Origin of the sequence: Nocardioides sp. dk884 (assembly GCF_009557055.1) — a bacterium.
GTDB lineage: Bacteria > Actinomycetota > Actinomycetes > Propionibacteriales > Nocardioidaceae > Nocardioides.
On record NZ_CP045649.1, the window covers coordinates 3,537,002 to 3,553,093 of the forward strand.

The 16,092-nt window shown below is 72.0% G+C and carries 14 protein-coding genes; 4 read left to right on the forward strand and 10 right to left on the reverse strand.

What is annotated here, in order from left to right; genetic code table 11:
• Positions 1–23 precede the first annotated feature (23 nt).
• The 3 genes from GFH29_RS16885 to glmS all read right to left on the reverse strand — a co-directional run bounded on the left by GFH29_RS16885 (position 24) and on the right by glmS (position 3,272).
• Positions 24–833: a glycerophosphodiester phosphodiesterase gene (locus tag GFH29_RS16885; protein WP_153324939.1), complete on the reverse strand. Its 810-nt coding sequence runs from the start codon at positions 831–833 to the stop codon at positions 24–26.
• Between the two features lie 232 nt (positions 834–1,065).
• On the reverse strand, positions 1,066–1,419 hold the full coding sequence (locus GFH29_RS16890; RefSeq protein WP_153324940.1) for a holo-ACP synthase: 354 nt from the start codon (positions 1,417–1,419) through the stop codon (positions 1,066–1,068).
• Between the two features lie 8 nt (positions 1,420–1,427).
• Positions 1,428–3,272: a glutamine--fructose-6-phosphate transaminase (isomerizing) gene (gene glmS / locus GFH29_RS16895; RefSeq protein WP_153324941.1), complete on the reverse strand. Its 1,845-nt coding sequence runs from the start codon at positions 3,270–3,272 to the stop codon at positions 1,428–1,430.
• Between the two features lie 117 nt (positions 3,273–3,389).
• Between glmS and coaA the strand changes: the two genes are divergently transcribed.
• Positions 3,390–4,382, forward strand: coding sequence for a type I pantothenate kinase (coaA, locus tag GFH29_RS16900; RefSeq protein ID WP_153324942.1), 993 nt, complete (start codon positions 3,390–3,392; stop codon positions 4,380–4,382).
• 14 nt (positions 4,383–4,396) lie between these two features.
• On the opposite strand, the gene GFH29_RS16905 is transcribed toward coaA, so the two are convergent.
• Genes GFH29_RS16905 through rplM form a run of 5 tightly spaced genes read right to left on the reverse strand, consistent with a single transcriptional unit; the run spans position 4,397 to position 8,491 of the window.
• A complete protein-coding gene (locus GFH29_RS16905; RefSeq protein WP_153324943.1) occupies positions 4,397–5,200 on the reverse strand; it encodes an ABC transporter permease in 804 nt (267 codons plus the stop codon).
• The gene (locus GFH29_RS16910; protein WP_153324944.1) at positions 5,197–6,126 is read right to left on the reverse strand and encodes an ATP-binding cassette domain-containing protein; all 930 of its coding nucleotides are present in this window, start codon (positions 6,124–6,126) and stop codon (positions 5,197–5,199) included. The genes GFH29_RS16905 and GFH29_RS16910 overlap by 4 nt, the downstream gene beginning before the upstream one ends.
• A gap of 23 nt (positions 6,127–6,149) precedes the next feature.
• Entirely contained in the window at positions 6,150–7,496 is a 1,347-nt protein-coding gene (glmM, locus tag GFH29_RS16915) for a phosphoglucosamine mutase (protein WP_153324945.1), read from the reverse strand.
• Between the two features lie 17 nt (positions 7,497–7,513).
• On the reverse strand, positions 7,514–8,011 hold the full coding sequence (gene rpsI, locus GFH29_RS16920) for a 30S ribosomal protein S9 (protein WP_153324946.1): 498 nt from the start codon (positions 8,009–8,011) through the stop codon (positions 7,514–7,516).
• A gap of 36 nt (positions 8,012–8,047) precedes the next feature.
• Positions 8,048–8,491: a 50S ribosomal protein L13 gene (gene rplM / locus GFH29_RS16925; RefSeq protein WP_153324947.1), complete on the reverse strand. Its 444-nt coding sequence runs from the start codon at positions 8,489–8,491 to the stop codon at positions 8,048–8,050.
• Between the two features lie 316 nt (positions 8,492–8,807).
• On the opposite strand from rplM, the gene GFH29_RS16930 reads away from it, so the two are divergent.
• Both GFH29_RS16930 and GFH29_RS16935 read left to right on the forward strand, forming a co-directional pair.
• Entirely contained in the window at positions 8,808–10,097 is a 1,290-nt protein-coding gene (locus tag GFH29_RS16930) for a citrate synthase (RefSeq protein ID WP_153324948.1), read from the forward strand.
• Positions 10,098–10,247: 150 nt separating this feature from the next.
• On the forward strand, positions 10,248–11,561 hold the full coding sequence (locus GFH29_RS16935; protein WP_153324949.1) for a S1C family serine protease: 1,314 nt from the start codon (positions 10,248–10,250) through the stop codon (positions 11,559–11,561).
• A gap of 70 nt (positions 11,562–11,631) precedes the next feature.
• On the opposite strand, the gene GFH29_RS16940 is transcribed toward GFH29_RS16935, so the two are convergent.
• Positions 11,632–12,672, reverse strand: a complete 1,041-nt coding sequence (locus GFH29_RS16940) for a GNAT family N-acetyltransferase (RefSeq protein WP_228387567.1) — start codon at positions 12,670–12,672, stop codon at positions 11,632–11,634.
• Positions 12,669–14,366, reverse strand: coding sequence for an ABC-F family ATP-binding cassette domain-containing protein (locus tag GFH29_RS16945; protein WP_153324950.1), 1,698 nt, complete (start codon positions 14,364–14,366; stop codon positions 12,669–12,671). Before GFH29_RS16945 ends, GFH29_RS16940 begins: the two co-directional genes overlap by 4 nt.
• A 139-nt stretch (positions 14,367–14,505) precedes the next feature.
• Between GFH29_RS16945 and GFH29_RS16950 the strand changes: the two genes are divergently transcribed.
• Positions 14,506–16,020, forward strand: a complete 1,515-nt coding sequence (locus GFH29_RS16950) for an FAD-dependent oxidoreductase (protein ID WP_153324951.1) — start codon at positions 14,506–14,508, stop codon at positions 16,018–16,020.
• Positions 16,021–16,092: the final 72 nt, after the last annotated feature.

Sequence of the window (16,092 nt, forward strand, 5' to 3'; positions counted from 1 at the left end):
GTGGCTCTCGTCGCGCGGCTCCGTCACTTGGCGCGGGTGACTCGCAGCGCTTCGCGTACCGCGTCGGTGACCAGGCCGTCGGCACCGCTGCGCCGGATCCGCCGCCAGTCGGCAGGGCTGTCGGAGTCCCGGCCGATGACGTAGAGCCCCTCCTCGTGCAGCTTCGCCACCCGCTTCGCACTCAGGTGCCGGGCCCACACGTTCACGCCGTCCGCCCACCTGCGCGCCGAGGCCACGCCCGCCCATCGCTGCGTGATCATCTGGACGTGCAGGGACGGGGCGGCCTTCTTGGCCACCCGCAGGGCGCGGGCGCTGAAGGAGTGCACGATGACCTCCTCGGCCAGCCCGTGCTGGGCGATCATCCGCTCCAGTCTCACGAACAGCGCCGGCGTCCACGCGTCGTTCGTCGCGTTCACCTTGACCTCGACGATCAGCTGCATCCGGTGCCGGGCGGCCCACTCCAGGGTCTGCGTGAGCGTCGGGACCCGCTCCCGGTCCGCCTTCGCGCGGCACCGGGACCGGATGCTCGCCGCCGTGCGCCCGCGCACCGGCCCCGTGCACGTGGTGGTCCGGTCCAGCGTCTCGTCGTGCATGAGGACCATCTTGTTGTCGCGGGTGACCCGCATGTCCACCTCGACGGCGCGTGCGCGGTGGCGACGCGCGTGCTCCAGGGCCGCGAAGGTGTTCTCGGAGTGGCCCTTCTCCGCGTAGCCGCGGTGGGCGTACACCGTGAGCTCGCCGGTGCTCTCCATCGACGCGGCGGGTCCCGCCGCGAGGAGGAGCGCGGCGGCCAGGGCCACGACGGTGAGCAGCAGGGGCTGGACGGTCTTCACTACTGCGACTCCTTGCGTACGCCCGTCTCGGGCGAGGACCCGCACGGTGCGGACCCCGCGCAGGCACGCGCAACGGCCCGGCCTCGGGTCCACCGAGGTCCCACCGTCGACCGACCAGGCGATGCGCGAGAAGGCGGTCGCGTTCGCTGGTCGTGCCTGCACCCCGAGAGCCCCGATTCTCACCCGGCGTGCGGCCGCTGTGCGGAGATTGTGCACGAGCGACCGCTCGGTGTCAGGACTCCAGCACGACCATGGCCGAGGCGACCCCGGCGTCGTGGGACAGGGAGAGGTGCACGTGGCTGGCCCCCGCGGCGGCGACCGCGGCGGCCACCGTGCCGCGCAGCGCGAACCGCGGGCGGCCCGAGGACTCGTTGGTCACCTCGCAGTCGTGCCAGGCCATCCCCCGCGGCGCGCCCAGCGCCTTGGCGAGCGCCTCCTTCGCGGCGAAGCGGGCGGCGAGCGAGGCGATCGCCCGGGTGCGCTCGGTCTCGGTGAACAGCCGCACCCGCAACCCCGGAGTGCGCTCGATCGAGGCGCGGAAGCGCTCGATGTCGCAGACGTCGATGCCGACGCCGATCACCGCCATCCCCCGGCCTACTCGACCGTGACGGACTTGGCGAGGTTGCGCGGCTGGTCGACGTCGTGGCCCATCGCGGTGGCCAGCTCGCAGGCGAAGAGCTGCAGCGGCACCACCGCGACCAGCGGCTGGAGCAGCACCGGCACGCTGGGCAGGCGCACCAGCACGTCGGCGTACGCCGTGATCGACTCGTCGCCCTCCTCGACCAGGCAGATCGTGCGGGCCCCGCGGGCCCGGACCTCCTGGATGCCGCTGATCATCTTGTCGCGCAGCTGGTCGCGGCCGCGGGGAGGTACGACGCAGAGCACCGGCAGCCCGTCGTCGACCAGCGCGATCGGGCCGTGCTTGAGCTCGCCGGCGGCGAAGCCCTCGGCGTGGATGTAGGCCAGCTCCTTGAGCTTCAGGGCTCCCTCGAGCGCGACCGGGTAGCCGGCGTGGCGCCCCAGGAACAGCACCGAGCTGCTGCCGACGTGCTCGCGGGCGAGCTCGTAGATCTGCTCCGCACCGTCGAGCACCTGCTGGACCTGCTCGGGGATCGCCTCCAGCTGCTCCATCACCTGGGAGATCTCATCGCCGTACCGCGTGCCCTTGACCTGGGCGAGGTAGAGCGCCAGCAGGTAGCAGGCGATCAGCTGGGTCAAGAAGCCCTTGGTGGAGGCGACGCCGATCTCCGGACCGGCGTGGGTGTAGATCACCGCGTCGGACTCGCGCGGGATCGTCGAGCCGTTGGTGTTGCAGATCGCGAGCACCTTGGAGCGCTGCAGCCGGGCGTGCCGGATCGCCTGGAGGGTGTCGGCGGTCTCGCCGGACTGGCTGATCGCGACCACCAGCGTGGAGTAGTCGAGGATCGGGTCGCGGTAGCGGAACTCCGAGGCCAGCTCGACCTCGACCGGGATCCGACACCAGTGCTCGATGGCGTACTTCGCGACCATGCCGGCGTAGAACGACGTGCCGCACGCGATGATGATGATCTTGTCGATGTCGCGCAGCTCCTGATCGGAGAGGCGCATCTCGTCGAGCTGGAGCTGGCCGGTGCGGGTGTGGCGCCCCAGCAGCGAGTCGGCGACCGCACGCGGCTGCTCGAAGATCTCCTTGCGCATGAACCAGTCGTGGCCGTCCTTCTCCGCCGCGGAGAGGTCCCAGTCGACGTGGAAGCGACGGCCCTCGGCGGGGGTGCCGTCGAAGTCGGTGACCTCGACGGCGTCCGCGGTGATGGTCACGACCTGGTCCTGACCGAGCTCGAGCGCCTCGCGGGTGTGCTGGATGAACGCCGCGACGTCGGAGCCGAGGAAGTGCTCGCCCTCGCCGATGCCCACCACGAGCGGGGAGTTGCGGCGCGCCGCGACCACCCGGTCGGGGTCCTGGCCGTCGATCGCGACCAGGGTGAAGGCGCCCTCGAGCTGCTGACAGACCCGCTGCATCGCCAGGGTCAGGTCCACACCGGACTCGACCTGGAGCTCCAGCAGGTGCGCCGCGACCTCGGTGTCGGTCTCGGAGGCCAGCTCGTGACCGTCGGCCTCGAGGCGGGCGCGCAGGTCGTCGAAGTTCTCGATGATCCCGTTGTGCACGAGCGCGACCCGGCGACGGGCGCCGAGGTGCGGGTGGGCGTTGACGTCGTTCGGCGCGCCGTGGGTGGCCCACCGGGTGTGGCCGATGCCGGTGCGCGAGGCCGGCAGCGGCGACGTCGCGATCGCCTTCTCGAGGTTGGCGAGCTTGCCGGCGCGCTTGTCGCTGGCGACGACGCCGTCGGCGACGAGCGCGATGCCGGCCGAGTCGTAGCCGCGGTACTCCAGGCGCCGCAGTCCTTCGACGACCACGTCCTGAGCCTGCTGGTGGCCGACGTAGCCAACGATGCCGCACATAGGCCCCACTCTAGATCGATCCCACCCCCATCCCGTGCACCCACGTCGGCCCACCACCGACCGTGGTGAGGCGGACGCCACAACGCCGATCGGCGAGGGGCTGCAACAATCACTCTCATGTCTTCTGGCGGTCTCCGGGCCTCGTTCACCGACCCCGGCCGTGATCTCGTACGCGAGGCATCGCCCTACGTCGAGCTCGACCGCGCGGCCTGGGCGGCACTTGCCGAGGAGACCGCCAACCCGCTGCGCGAGGACGAGCTGCGTGCCCTGAGCGGCTTCGGCGACGCCCTCGACCTCGACGAGGTGCAGGAGGTCTACCTCCCCCTCAGCCGCCTGCTCAGCCTGTACGTCAGCGCCGCGGGCGACCTGCACCGCGCCCAGGAGGCCTTCCTCCACCAGCGCACTCCCCCGCGCACGCCGTTCGTCATCGGGGTCGCCGGCTCGGTCGCGGTCGGCAAGTCCACGACCGCTCGGGTGCTGCAGCAGATGCTGGCGCACTGGCCCGAGCACCCCAACGTCGAGCTCGTCACCACCGACGGCTTCCTCTACCCCAACGCCGAGCTCGCACGTCGCGGGCTGATGCACCGCAAGGGCTTCCCGGAGTCCTACGACCGCCGTGCGCTGCTGCGCTTCGTGGTCGACATCAAGTCGGGCAAGGAGGAGGTCGAGGCGCCTGTCTACTCCCACCTGACCTACGACGTGGTCCCGGGCGAGAAGGTGGTGGTGAAGCGCCCCGACATCGTGATCGTGGAGGGGCTCAACGTCCTGCAGCCGGCGCGGGCCCGCGAGGACGGCCGCACCGGCCTGGGCCTGAGCGACTTCTTCGACTTCAGCGTCTACGTCGACGCCGGCACCCATCACATCCGCGAGTGGTACGTCGCGCGCTTCCTGAGCCTGCGCGAGACCGCGTTCCGCGACCCCGACTCCTACTTCGCCAAGTACGCCGCCCTCAGCCGGGAGGAGGCGGTGGCCGAGGCCGAGCGCATCTGGGACACCATCAACGGCCCCAACCTGGTCGACAACGTGCTGCCGACCCGCTCGCGCGCCACGCTCGTGCTCCGCAAGGACGCCGACCACTCCGTGCGCTACGTGCGCCTGCGCAAGGTCTGATCCGGGCCCGACCCTCAGACGAGGTCGCGGCGCAAGGTGGTGAGCCGGCCGACGACCGCCAGCCCGACGGCGTAGGCGAGCAGCACGGCCAGCCCCGCGGGCCGCGAGAGCAGCGAGCCCTCGCCGATCTCGTTGAACAGGCTGGCACCGACCACCGCGTCCGCGGCCGAGCCGGGCAGGAAGCGGGCCGCCCGCTCGAGGCCGTCGACCGACGACAGCGCCAGTCGGGCGATCGGCTCGACGAACTGGGTGAAGGCCAAGATCCCCACGATCGCGGCGACCTGGTTGGTCACGACGCTGCCGAAGGCCGCGCCGATGACCGCCCACAGCGCCATCACCACGACGCCCAGCACCAGGATCTTGACCACCTCGGGGTCGGTGAGGAACGCCCCGTCGCCCTGCCAGGCCAGCAGCGGCGCAGCGGCCCCGGCCAGGGCAGCGACCCCGACGACGCCGAAGAGCAGGCCGATCGGCACCGTCGCGACCAGCTTGGCGCCGAGCACGACGCTGCGGCGGGGCTCGACCAGCAGGGTCTGGGCGATCGTGCGGTGTCGGAACTCCGTGGTCACCGCGAGGCTGCCGATCACCAGCGGGAAGACGTAGCCGATCGAGTTCACCAGGGAGTACGTCGCGGTCGCGGCGTCCACGCCGCTGAGCGCGGGTCCCGCGGCCGCGCCGGCCTCGGTGAGATCCACGGTGAAGGAGAAGGCCATCACCAGGCCGATGAAGCCCAGGTAGGCGCCCTGGGCGAGCAGCAACACCCACCACAGCCGGGTCGAGGTGATCTTGCGCAGCTCGGCGCGGATCGCGGCGCTCATCGGGCCACCTCCAGGCCCCGGTCGACGGGCCCCGGCGCCGGAGCGGTCAGACGCAGGAAGACCTCTTCGAGGTCGGTGCCGCGGGTGGCGAGCTGGTGCAGCTCCACCCCGGCGGCGAAGGCGGCGGCGCCGAGCACGGCGGCGGAGACGTCGGAGACGACCAGGCCGGCACCCTCCGGGCTGGCCCGCCAGCCGCGCTCGCGGCACAGCCCCGCGAGCCGCTCGGCGTCCGGGGACACCACCAGCGTCTCCTGGGTGGCCAGGTCCGCCAGGTCGGCCAGCGACGAGGCGTGCACCAGCCGGCCGCCGGCGATGATCACCACGTCGTCGACGGTGTGCTGCACCTCGCCGAGCACGTGGCTGGAGACCAGCACCGTGCGCCCCTCGGCGGCGAAGGTGCGCAACAGCCCGCGCAGCCACACGATCCCCTCGGGGTCCAGGCCGTTGGCCGGCTCGTCGAGCACGATGGCCGGCGGGTCGCCCAGCAGCGTGGTCGCCAGCGCCAGGCGCTGACGCATGCCCATGGAGTAGCCGCCGACCCTGCGCTGCGCCGCGGCGGTGAGCCCGACCAGGTCGAGGAGGTCGCGGCAGCGCTGCCGGGAGACCCCGACCTGGGGCGCGAAGACCTCGAGGTGGCCCAGCCCGGTGCGCGCGGGGTGGAAGCCTGCCTCCAGGGAGGCGCCGACCACGCGCGCCGGCCGCGGCAGGGCGACGTACGGCGTGCCGTCGACGAGCGCGCGGCCGGCGCTCGGCGTGGTCAGGCCGAGCAGCATCCGCAGCGTCGTCGTCTTGCCCGACCCGTTCGGCCCGAGGAAGCCGGTGACGGCTCCGGGGCGCACGGTGAAGGACAGGTCGTCGACGGCGCGGACCTGACCGAAGGACTTGCTGAGACCCTCGAACGTGAGGGTGGGTCCGGTGCGCGTCACCCGCGGCAACCTAAGCCCTCGGCTCAGACGAGGGCCAATCGCTCCCGGACGACGTCGGCCAGACGATCGGCCACCGACCGGGCGACCTCCGAGGTGGGGGCCTCGACCATCACGCGCACCAGCGGCTCGGTGCCCGAGGGGCGCAGCAGCACCCGCCCGTCCCCGCCGAGCGCCTTCTCCTCGGCCTCGACCGCCGCCAGCAGCACCTCGTCGGTGCTGGCGCGGGACTTGTCGACGCCGGGGACGTTGATGAGCACCTGCGGGAACCGGGTCATCACGGCGGCCAGGTCGCGCAGCGAGCGGCCGGTCAGCACCATCCGCTCCAGCACGTGCAGCGCGGTCAGCACACCGTCACCCGTGGTCGCGTAGGCGCTCATGATCACGTGCCCGGACTGCTCGCCACCGAGGGTGTACCCGGCGCGGTTCATCTCCTCCAGCACGTAGCGGTCGCCGACCTGGGCCTGGCGCACGGCGATGCCGCGCTCGGTCAGCGCCCGGACCAGGCCGAGGTTGCTCATCACGGTGGCCACGAGGGTGTCCTGCGCCAGCAGGCCGGCGTCGCGCATGCCCAGCGCGAGGATGACCATGATCTGGTCGCCGTCGACGACGTTGCCCTCGGCGTCCACCGCCAGGCACCGGTCGGCGTCGCCGTCCAGGGCGAAGCCGGCGTCCGCGCCGTGCTCGAGCACCGCGGCGCGCAGCGGCTCGAGGTGGGTGGAGCCGCACCCGTCGTTGATGTTGAGCCCGTCGGGCTCGTTGTTGATCGCGATGACCTCGGCGCCGGCGGCGCGCAGCGCCATCGGCCCGGCGACCGAGGCCGCACCGTGGGCGCAGTCGACGACGACGCGCAGGCCGGTGAGCGGGCGCGTCGTGGCGACGAGGTGGTCGACGTACTCCTCGATCGGGGTGGCGTACGGCGTCACGCGGCCGACGTGGGCGCCGCGGGGCGGGTCCCACTCGGTGCCCATGACCGCCTCGATCTGACGCTCCACGGCGTCGTCGAGCTTGACCCCGCCACGGGCGAGGAACTTGATGCCGTTGTCGGGCATCGGGTTGTGCGAGGCGCTGATGACGACGCCGAGGTCGGCGCCGAGCGCACCCGTGAGGTAGGCGACCCCCGGCGTCGGGACGACCCGGAGCCGCAGGACGTCACAGCCGGCGGAGGCCAAGCCGGCGACGACCGCGTGCTCGAGGAACTGCCCCGAGATGCGGGTGTCGCGACCCACGACCGCCAGCGGACGCGGCCCGCTGAAGTCGCCGCGGTCGACGAGGACCCTGGCTGCTGCAACGGAAAGGTCCAGGGCGAGAGGAGCGGTGAGAACACCGTTCGCCTCGCCCCGGACCCCGTCCGTGCCGAAAAGGCGTGCCACGCGTGTCGCGGTGGCGATCAGCGCTTGCTGAACTGCGGCGCCTTGCGGGCCTTCTTGAGACCAGCCTTCTTGCGCTCGATGACGCGGGCGTCACGCGTGAGCAGGCCGGCCTTCTTCAGCGTCGCGCGGTTCGCGTCGAGGTCGACGGCGTTCAGCGCACGGGCCACGCCGAGACGCAGGGCGCCGGCCTGGCCGGTGATGCCGCCACCGTGGATGCGCGCGATGACGTCGAAACGACCGTCGAGCTGCAGCGCGGTGAAGGGCTCCTTGACAACCTGCTGGTGCAGCTTGTTGGGGAAGTAGGAGTCGAGCTCACGGCCGTTGATCGTCCACTGGCCGGTGCCGGGGACGATGCGGACGCGGGCCACGGCCTCCTTGCGGCGGCCGGTGGCCGCTGCGGGGGCGATGGTCGCGGGACGCTCGGGGGCGTCAGCGGACGGAGCGCTCTCCGAGCTGTACGCGATGCCCTGCTCGTCGGTCTCGAAGGTCTCCTCGACCTCGGTGGTGTCAGCCACTGGTATTCCTCACTCAGACTTGGTCGGCGAAAACGATTACTGGGAGATCTGGGTGATCTCGAAGGGGATGGCCTGCTGGGCCTGGTGCGGGTGCGTGGGACCCGAGTAGACCTTCAGCTTCTTGAGGATCTGCCGACCGAGCCGGTTCTTCGGGAGCATGCCCCACACGGCCTTCTCGATGGCCTTGCGAGCGTCCTTCTCCAGCAGCTCGCCGATCGGGGTGGCCGAGAGGCCGCCCGGGTAGCCGGAGTGGCGGTAGGCCATCTTCGTCGTCTTCTTGGTGCCGGAAAGCGCGACCTTCTCCGCGTTGACGATGATGACGAAGTCACCGGCGTCGACGTGCGGGGCGAAGATCGGCTTGTGCTTGCCGCGCAGGAGGTTGGCGGTCTGGACGGCGAGCTTGCCGAGGACGATGTCGGTGGCGTCGATGACAAGCCAGTCACGCTGGATGTCATCGGGCTTCGGGCTGTACGTACGCACGATGTCGAGCCTTCTTCGTTCGTAGGACCCGACCAGGGAGATCCTGGCGGGTGGTGCTGCGGCGTCCTCTGACGAACAACTGCCCGGACGTTCCCGTGAGGTGGTTGCCCACCCGCGGAGCCCGGGGCTGCACCCCGACCGTGCGACAGGTCGAAAGCGCGGCAGGAGACGCGACCACTCAAGATACGGGCACGGCCCAGGGAGGGTCAAAATGCTGCGGCCGGCCCGCTGCGCCTGACCACCGCTCACCCCCCGACCGCCCGCGACCCGGACACCGCCTACGCGCTACGGGGTAGAGAGCGTTAGGTTGGGCGACGTGACCGAATCTCTCACCGTCCGCGACAACCGCACCGGACAGGAGTACGACGTCCCCATCGCCGACGGCGCCATCAAGGCCGCCGACCTGGGGAAGATCAAGGCCTCGGACGACAGTCCCGGCCTGGCCGTCTACGACCCCGGTTTCGTCAACACTGCCTCCTGCCGCAGTTCCGTCACCTACATCGACGGCGAGAAGGGCATCCTCGAGTACCGGGGCTACCCGATCGAGCAGCTGGCGGAGAAGTCGAACTTCCTGGAGGTGGCCTATCTCCTCATCAACGGCTCGCTCCCCACCAAGGCGGAGTACGAGGCGTGGGTGCACGAGATCACCTACCACACGTTCGTCCATGAGAACGTCAAGTCCCTGATGCAGGGCTTCCGCTACGACGCGCACCCGATGGGGATGCTGATGTCGTCGGTGGGGGCCCTCTCGACGTTCTACCCCGATGCCGCCAACATCAGCGACGCCGACAACCGGCACATGCAGATCGTCCGCATGATCGCCAAGATGCCGACGCTGGGTGCCTGGTCCTTCCGTCACGCGCAGGGCAAGCCCTACGTCTACCCGGACAACGACCTGTCCTACACGGCCAACTTCCTCTCGATGCTCTTCAAGATGAGCGAGTCGAAGTACGAGGCCGACGAGCGCCTGGTCAAGGCCCTCGATGTCTTGTTGATCCTGCACGCCGACCACGAGCAGAACTGCTCCACCAACGCCGTGCGCTCGGTCGGCTCCTCGCAGGTCGACCCGTACTCCGCCGTCGCGGCCGGCATCGGCGCCCTCTACGGCCCGCTGCACGGTGGCGCCAACGAGGCCGTTCTCCGGATGCTCAAGCGCATCGGCACCAAGGAGAACATCCCCGCCTTCATCGAGGGTGTGAAGAACGGCGACGAGAAGCTGATGGGCTTCGGTCACCGCGTCTACAAGAACTACGACCCGCGCGCCAAGATCATCAAGAAGGCCTGCGACGACGTCTTCGAGGTCACCGGGGTCAACCCGCTGCTCGAGATCGCCCAGGAGCTCGAGAAGATCGCCCTCGAGGACGAGTACTTCGTCAAGCGCAAGCTCTACCCGAACGTCGACTTCTACTCCGGCCTGATCTATGAGGCCCTGGAGTTCCCGCCGGAGATGTTCACCGTCCTGTTCGCCATCGGCCGCACCCCGGGCTGGCTGGCCCAGTGGAACGAGCTGGTGCAGGACAAGGAGCAGAAGATCGCCCGTCCGAAGCAGATCTACACCGGCGACCGCACGCTCGACTTCGTGCCCGCCTCGGAGCGCTGGGCCTGATCCTGGCCCCAGCACTCCACGCAGCACCCCACCCAGCGACCCCGGACGGCCCCGAGCCTTCCGGGGTCGCTGCGTGTGGGGCCGGGTTTCTTGTCGTGTCCCCAGCCCGGTCTCAGCATCGTCACAGACACGGTGGGCACTCTGGTGACCATGACCGACCAGCCTCCCTTCCCGCCTGCCGGTGCCCCGCGTGGACCGGAGTCGGATGACACCCAGCCGGTCCGCCCGACCACCGGCCAGCCCACCGGGCACCCCTTCGGTCAGCCGCTCGGCCCGCCGCCGCCCCCGCTGACCACCCCGATGCCCCCGGCCGCCGCGAGCGCCGCCCCCGCCCCCACTGCTTCCGGGCGCGGCCGGTTCGCCGCCATGGTCGTGGCTGCCTCGCTGGTCGTGGGGGGTGCCGCCGGCGTCGGCGGCGCCGCTGCCTGGAACGCCTTCGACGACGACCCCGCGTCGCCCTCCCCCTCGACGTCGAGCTTCTCGCCCACCAAGACCAGCGACGACGCCCCGGTGACCGACGGCTCGGTGCAGTCCGTGGCCGACAAGGTCCTGCCCTCGGTGGTCAAGATCGACGTCTCCGGCTCCCAGGGCTCCGGCTCGGGCTCCGGGGTGGTGATCAGCTCCGACGGCAAGATCCTCACCAACGACCACGTCGTCGAGGTCGCCGCTGAGGGCGGCACCATCTCGGTGTCCTTCAGCGACGGCACCCGCGCCAAGGCCCGCATCCTCGGCACCGACAGCCTCACCGACCTCGCCGTGATCCAGGCCGAGGACGTCAAGGACCTGACCGCCGCCGAGATCGGCAGCTCCAGCGAGCTCAAGGTCGGAGAGCCGGTCGTCGCCGTGGGTTCCCCGTTCGGCCTCGACGCCACCGTCACCAGCGGCATCGTCAGCGCCCTGAACCGTCCGGTCGGCGTGGGCAGCGACCAGTCCGGGAACACCACCGCCTACCCCGCGATCCAGACCGACGCGGCGATCAACCCCGGCAACTCCGGCGGCCCGCTGGTCGACATGCAGGGCCGGGTCGTGGGCATCAACTCCTCGATCCGGACCACCGGCTCGTCCTCGCCGTTCGGCGGCCAGAGCGAGGGTGGCTCGATCGGGCTGGGCTTCGCGATCCCGATTGACGCCGCCATGCCGATCGTCGAGCAGATCATCGACGGCGAGGAGCCGACCCACGCCCGCCTGGGCATCACCGTCTCCAACGTCGCGAGCAACGACACCGGCCGCAGCGAGGGTGCCCTGGTCCGCGAGGTGACCGCCGACTCCGCCGCCGCCAAGGCCGGCCTCGAGGCCGACGACGTCATCGTCAAGATCGACGGCCACCAGATCACCAGCGCCGACTCCCTCATCGCGACGGTCCGGTCCTACCGCCCGGGTGACACCGTGTCGGTGACCTTCCGCCGCGACGGCGAGGAGCGCACCGCCGACCTCGAGCTGGGCTCGGACGCCGCCGTCGGCTGAGGCACGTCCCCTCCCGGCACCGGCCCCGCCGCCCCTCGGCAGCGGGGCCGGTCCGCGTCTGTGGCGCCGCTCAGCCGAGCCGCTTCTGGAACTCCCCCAGCCGGGCCGTGGGGCGGAAGCCGAGGCGCTCGTTGACCGCCACCATGTGCGCGTTGACCTCGGCGTTGTAGGTGACCACGTGGTCGACCTCGGGGCACTCGGCCTGCAGCAGACGCAGGTTGGCGAGCTTCACCGCCATCCCGAGCCGGTGCCCGCGGTGCGCGCGGCGTACCAAGGTGCCCCACTGGTAGGCGCGCCCCGGCTCGTGCACGGTGGTGGCGAGGTCGGAGTAGGCGACGACCTCGCCCGCGGCGTCGAGCGCCACGGTGTTGAGCTTCGTGCGGCCCTGCAGCGCCTGGAGCGCCTCGGCGTCGCGCACCGCCTCGGTGCTCGCGGACTCGCGCTCGACCTCCAGCTCGCCCATCGGCGCCTCGGTCATCAGCGAGGAGGTCAGGTCCGCCCAGCCGACCAGCAGCTCCTCGGGCACCGGGCCCACCCACGAGCGCAGCGTGTACGCCGCGTGGTGCGGCGCGGCCTCGGCGACCAGGCGGTCCAGCACGTCCGCGGGGACCGGCAGGTCGAGGATCCGCTGCACGTCGCCGAGCACCAGCGCGTAGCCCCGGGCGCGCGCGAACTCCGGGCCGGGCTGCCCGGCCCCGTCCGGGCCCGCGTCGTAGTCGTAGGTCGCCTCGGCGCCGAGCACGGGGCGGCCCTCGGCGCGCGCGGTCGCCTCCAGGTACGCGAGGAGCGCGGTGCCGTAGCCGCGGCGGCGCGCCGCCGGGACCACCTGCACCGAGAGCTCGCAGCGCTCGAGGTTGTCCAGCAGCGGGAGCTGGGTCCAACCGGCGGCGACGGTGCGCCCGTCCAGCCGACCGGCCCAGGCCCGGGCCACGCGCCGGATCGAGGGCTCGGCGAACATCACCTGCAGCTCACGCGGCTGCCAGATCGCCGAGCTGCGGCCGCGCCCGTGGCTCTCGGCCTCGGCGTACGCGGCGTACCAGGCGGCGAAGGCCTGCTCGTCGTGCGGGTCGACCGCCACGATCTCCAGCTCGGCGCCGATCATGGTGCTCATCGGGCGCGCACCACCCGTCCCTCGTCCCACACCGGCTCGTCGGACTCATAGACCTCACCGTCGGAGCCGAAGACCAGGAACCGGTCGAAGCCGCGGGCGAACCAGCGGTCGTGGGTCACCGCGAGCACGGTCCCCTCGAAGGCGGCCAGGCCGGCCTCGAGCGCCTCGGCGGACTGCACGTCGAGGTTGTCGGTCGGCTCGTCGAGCAGCAGCACCGTGGCCCCGGAGAGCTCGAGCAGCAGGATCTGGAAGCGCGCCTGCTGACCGCCGGAGAGCGACTCGAAGGTCTGCTCACCGGCGTGTGCGAGCTCGTAGCGGTCCAGCACCCGGCTGGCCTGCTCGCGACCCATCCCCCGGCGACCGTCGGGATGGCCGTCGCCGCGGTGCAGCACCTCCAGCAGGGTCCGCCCGACCAGCTCGGGGTGGTCGTGGGTCTGCACGAACCAGCCCGGGCGCACCCGCGCACCGAGCCGGGCACGGCCGGTGTGCGCGACCGGGGCGATCGCCAGCTCCCCGACCGGGCGGTGCTCGACGTCGGGGTCGGTGCCGCCGGCGGCGAGCAGGCGCAGGAAGTGCGACTTGCCCGAGCCGTTGGAGCCCAGGACCGCCACCCGCTCGCCGTACCAGACCTCCAGGTCGAAGGGGCGCATCAGCCCGGTGAGCTCGAGGTCCTCGCAGACGACCGCGCGCTTGCCGGTGCGACCGCCGGTGAGGCGCATCGTCACCTGCTGCTCGCGCGGCTGCTCGGTCGGCGGGCCGGCCTCCTCGAACTTGCGCAGCCGGGTCTGGGCGGCGCGGTACTGGCTGGACATGCCGTCGTTGAACTCCGACTTCACCTTCAGCCGCAGCACCAGCGCCTTGATCTTGGCGTGCTCCTCGTCCCAGCGGCGGCGCAGCTCCTCGAAGCGGGCGAACCGGTCGGTGCGCGCCTCGTGGTAGGACGCGAAGCCGCCCGGGTGGGTCCACACGGAGTTGCCCACGCCGGGCCCGCCGCTGGCGAGCTCGACGGTGACCACCCGGGTGGCGGTGTTGTTGAGCAGCTCGCGGTCGTGGCTGACCATCAGGATCGTCTTGTCCGACTCGCGCACCCGCTGCTCGAGCCAGATCTTGCCGGGCACGTCGAGGTAGTTGTCCGGCTCGTCGAGCAGCAGCACCTGGTCGGGGCCGCGCAGCAGGAACTCCAGCACCAGGCGCTTCTGCTCACCGCCCGAGAGCGTGGTCAGGTCGCGGTACTTCACCCGGTCGTACGCCGCCCCGAGCGCCGCGGTCGTGCACACGTCCCAGACCACCTCGAGGTCGTAGCCGCCCGCGTCGGCGTACTCCCCCAGCGCCTCGGCGTACCTCATCTGGGTGCGCTCGTCGTCGGTGTCCATCAGGGCCGCCTCGAGGCGGTCGACCTCGGCCGCCGCGTCGCGCACCCGCTGCGGGGAGACCGAGAGCAGCAGCTCGGCGACGGTCGTCGAGCCGGCCGCGACGTGCTGGCGCATCACGCCCAGGCCACCGGAGCGGGTCACCGAGCCGGCGTGCGGCGCCAGCTCACCGGTGACGATGCGCAGCAGCGTGGTCTTCCCGGCGCCGTTGGCGCCGACCAGCGCCACCTTGGCGCCCTCGCCGACGCGGAAGGACACCTCGTCGAGGAGCACCCGCCCGTCGGGCAGCTCGTATCGGACCCCTGCGACGTCGACATGTCCCACGGCGCCGATTCTCCGCTGCGCGGTCCCCCGGCGGCGAATCCTTTTGCCGTCTGTCCACCCGCTGGCCGAGCCCGGCGAGACCGACCAGCCACCGGGAACGATCGTGGACGAGCACCGACGGCTGCTCTACGTTCCCGCCATGACCCAGGCAGAGCAGTACGACGTGGTGGTGGTCGGTTCCGGTGGCGGCGCGCTGACGGGGGCGCTCCTCGCGGCCCGGGCGGGCCTGCGCACCGTGGTCGTGGAGAAGACGGAGTACATCGGGGGCACCTCGGCCTACTCCGGCGGCGCCTGCTGGCTGCCCGGCTCCGACGTGCAGCAGCGCGCCGGGCTGCCGGACTCCACCGAAGGAGCCCGCACCTACCTCAACGCGGTGCTCACCGACCCCGACCAGACCAAGCTCGAGGCGTTCGTGACCCACGCGCCGGTGCTGGTGGCCGAGCTCGAGGCGATGGGCATCGACTTCGTGCCGGTGCCGTTCCCGGACTACTACGACGCCCCCGGCCGGGTGCCGGGCGGCCGCTCGATCCAGGTCAGCGCCGTGCAGCGCGACGACCTGCCCGCCGAGGTGGCGCCGCTGGTGCGGCCGCCGGTCGAGCTCGACCGGGTCGGCCGGGGTGGGCGCCGCGAGCTGTCCGGTGGCCAGGCGCTGATCGCGCGCCTCGCCGCGGCGTACGTCGAGGCGGGCGGCGAGATCCGCACCCAGCTGCCGGTCACCGGCTATGTCACCGACGAGGAGGGCCGGGTGGTCGGCGCGGCCGCGATGACCCCCGAGGGTCCGATCGAGCTGCGCGCCGAGCGCGGCGTGCTCGTGGCCGCCGGCGGCTTCGAGCGCAACGCCCGCATGCGCACCGAGCACGGCGTCCCCGGCGACGCCGCCTGGACGATGGCGCCCGCGGGCAGCAACACCGGCGAGCCGATCGAGGCCGCGATCGCGATCGGCGCGGCCTCCGACTTCGCCGGCGCCGGGTGGTTCTGCCCCGGGCTCGAGCAGCCCTCCGGCGAGGGCTCGTTCACGCTGGGCTTCCGCAGCGGCCTGATGGTCGACGCCACCGGGCACCGCTACGCCAACGAGTGCCTGCCCTACGACCGGTTCGGCCGGGAGATGGCGAAGGCACCGGAGCGGACCCGGTCGTGGTACGTCTTCGACAGCCGCGAGGGCGGCCAGTTCCCCGCGATCGCGATTCCGCAGGGCGACGCCGCGGAGCACCTGGCCGCGGGCACCTGGGTGCGCGCCGACACGATCGCCGAGCTCGCCGAGGCCGCCGGGCTGCCGGCGGACGCCCTGGTCGAGCAGGTCGAGCGGTTCAACACCTACGCCGAGAAGGGCGAGGACCCCGACTTCGGCCGGGGTCAGGACGAGTACGACACCTTCTTCGCCGCCGGCACCGGCCCGAACAAGGCGCTCACGCCGTGCGACCAGGGCCCGTTCTACGCCGCCCGGTTCGTGCTCTCCGACCTCGGCACGAAGGGCGGCGTGGTCACCGACGCCGTCGGCCGGGTGCTCCGCGAGGACGGCACCCCGCTGCCCGGGCTCTACGCCTCCAGCAACTCCACGGCCTCGATGTTCGGCGGGTTCTACCCCGGCCCGGGCGCGCCGCTGGGCAGCGCGATGGTCTTCGCCTCACTGGCGGTGCGCGAGCTGATCGGCTGAGCCGACCGACCCGCTGCTGACGCAGACCGGCCCGATGACCGTCGCGGTCATCGGGCCGGTGCTCGTCGTGGG

Bases quoted from the DNA above. Each gene is read 5' to 3' on its own strand.
- GFH29_RS16890 (WP_153324940.1), bottom strand. From the start codon at position 1,419: ATGGCGGTGATCGGCGTCGGCATCGACGTCTGCGACATCGAGCGCTTC.
- glmS (WP_153324941.1), bottom strand. From the start codon at position 3,272: ATGTGCGGCATCGTTGGCTACGTCGGCCACCAGCAGGCTCAGGACGTG.
- coaA (WP_153324942.1), top strand. From the start codon at position 3,390: ATGTCTTCTGGCGGTCTCCGGGCCTCGTTCACCGACCCCGGCCGTGAT.
- GFH29_RS16905 (WP_153324943.1), bottom strand. From the start codon at position 5,200: ATGAGCGCCGCGATCCGCGCCGAGCTGCGCAAGATCACCTCGACCCGG.
- GFH29_RS16935 (WP_153324949.1), top strand. From the start codon at position 10,248: ATGACCGACCAGCCTCCCTTCCCGCCTGCCGGTGCCCCGCGTGGACCG.
- GFH29_RS16940 (WP_228387567.1), bottom strand. From the start codon at position 12,672: ATGAGCACCATGATCGGCGCCGAGCTGGAGATCGTGGCGGTCGACCCG.
- GFH29_RS16950 (WP_153324951.1), top strand. From the start codon at position 14,506: ATGACCCAGGCAGAGCAGTACGACGTGGTGGTGGTCGGTTCCGGTGGC.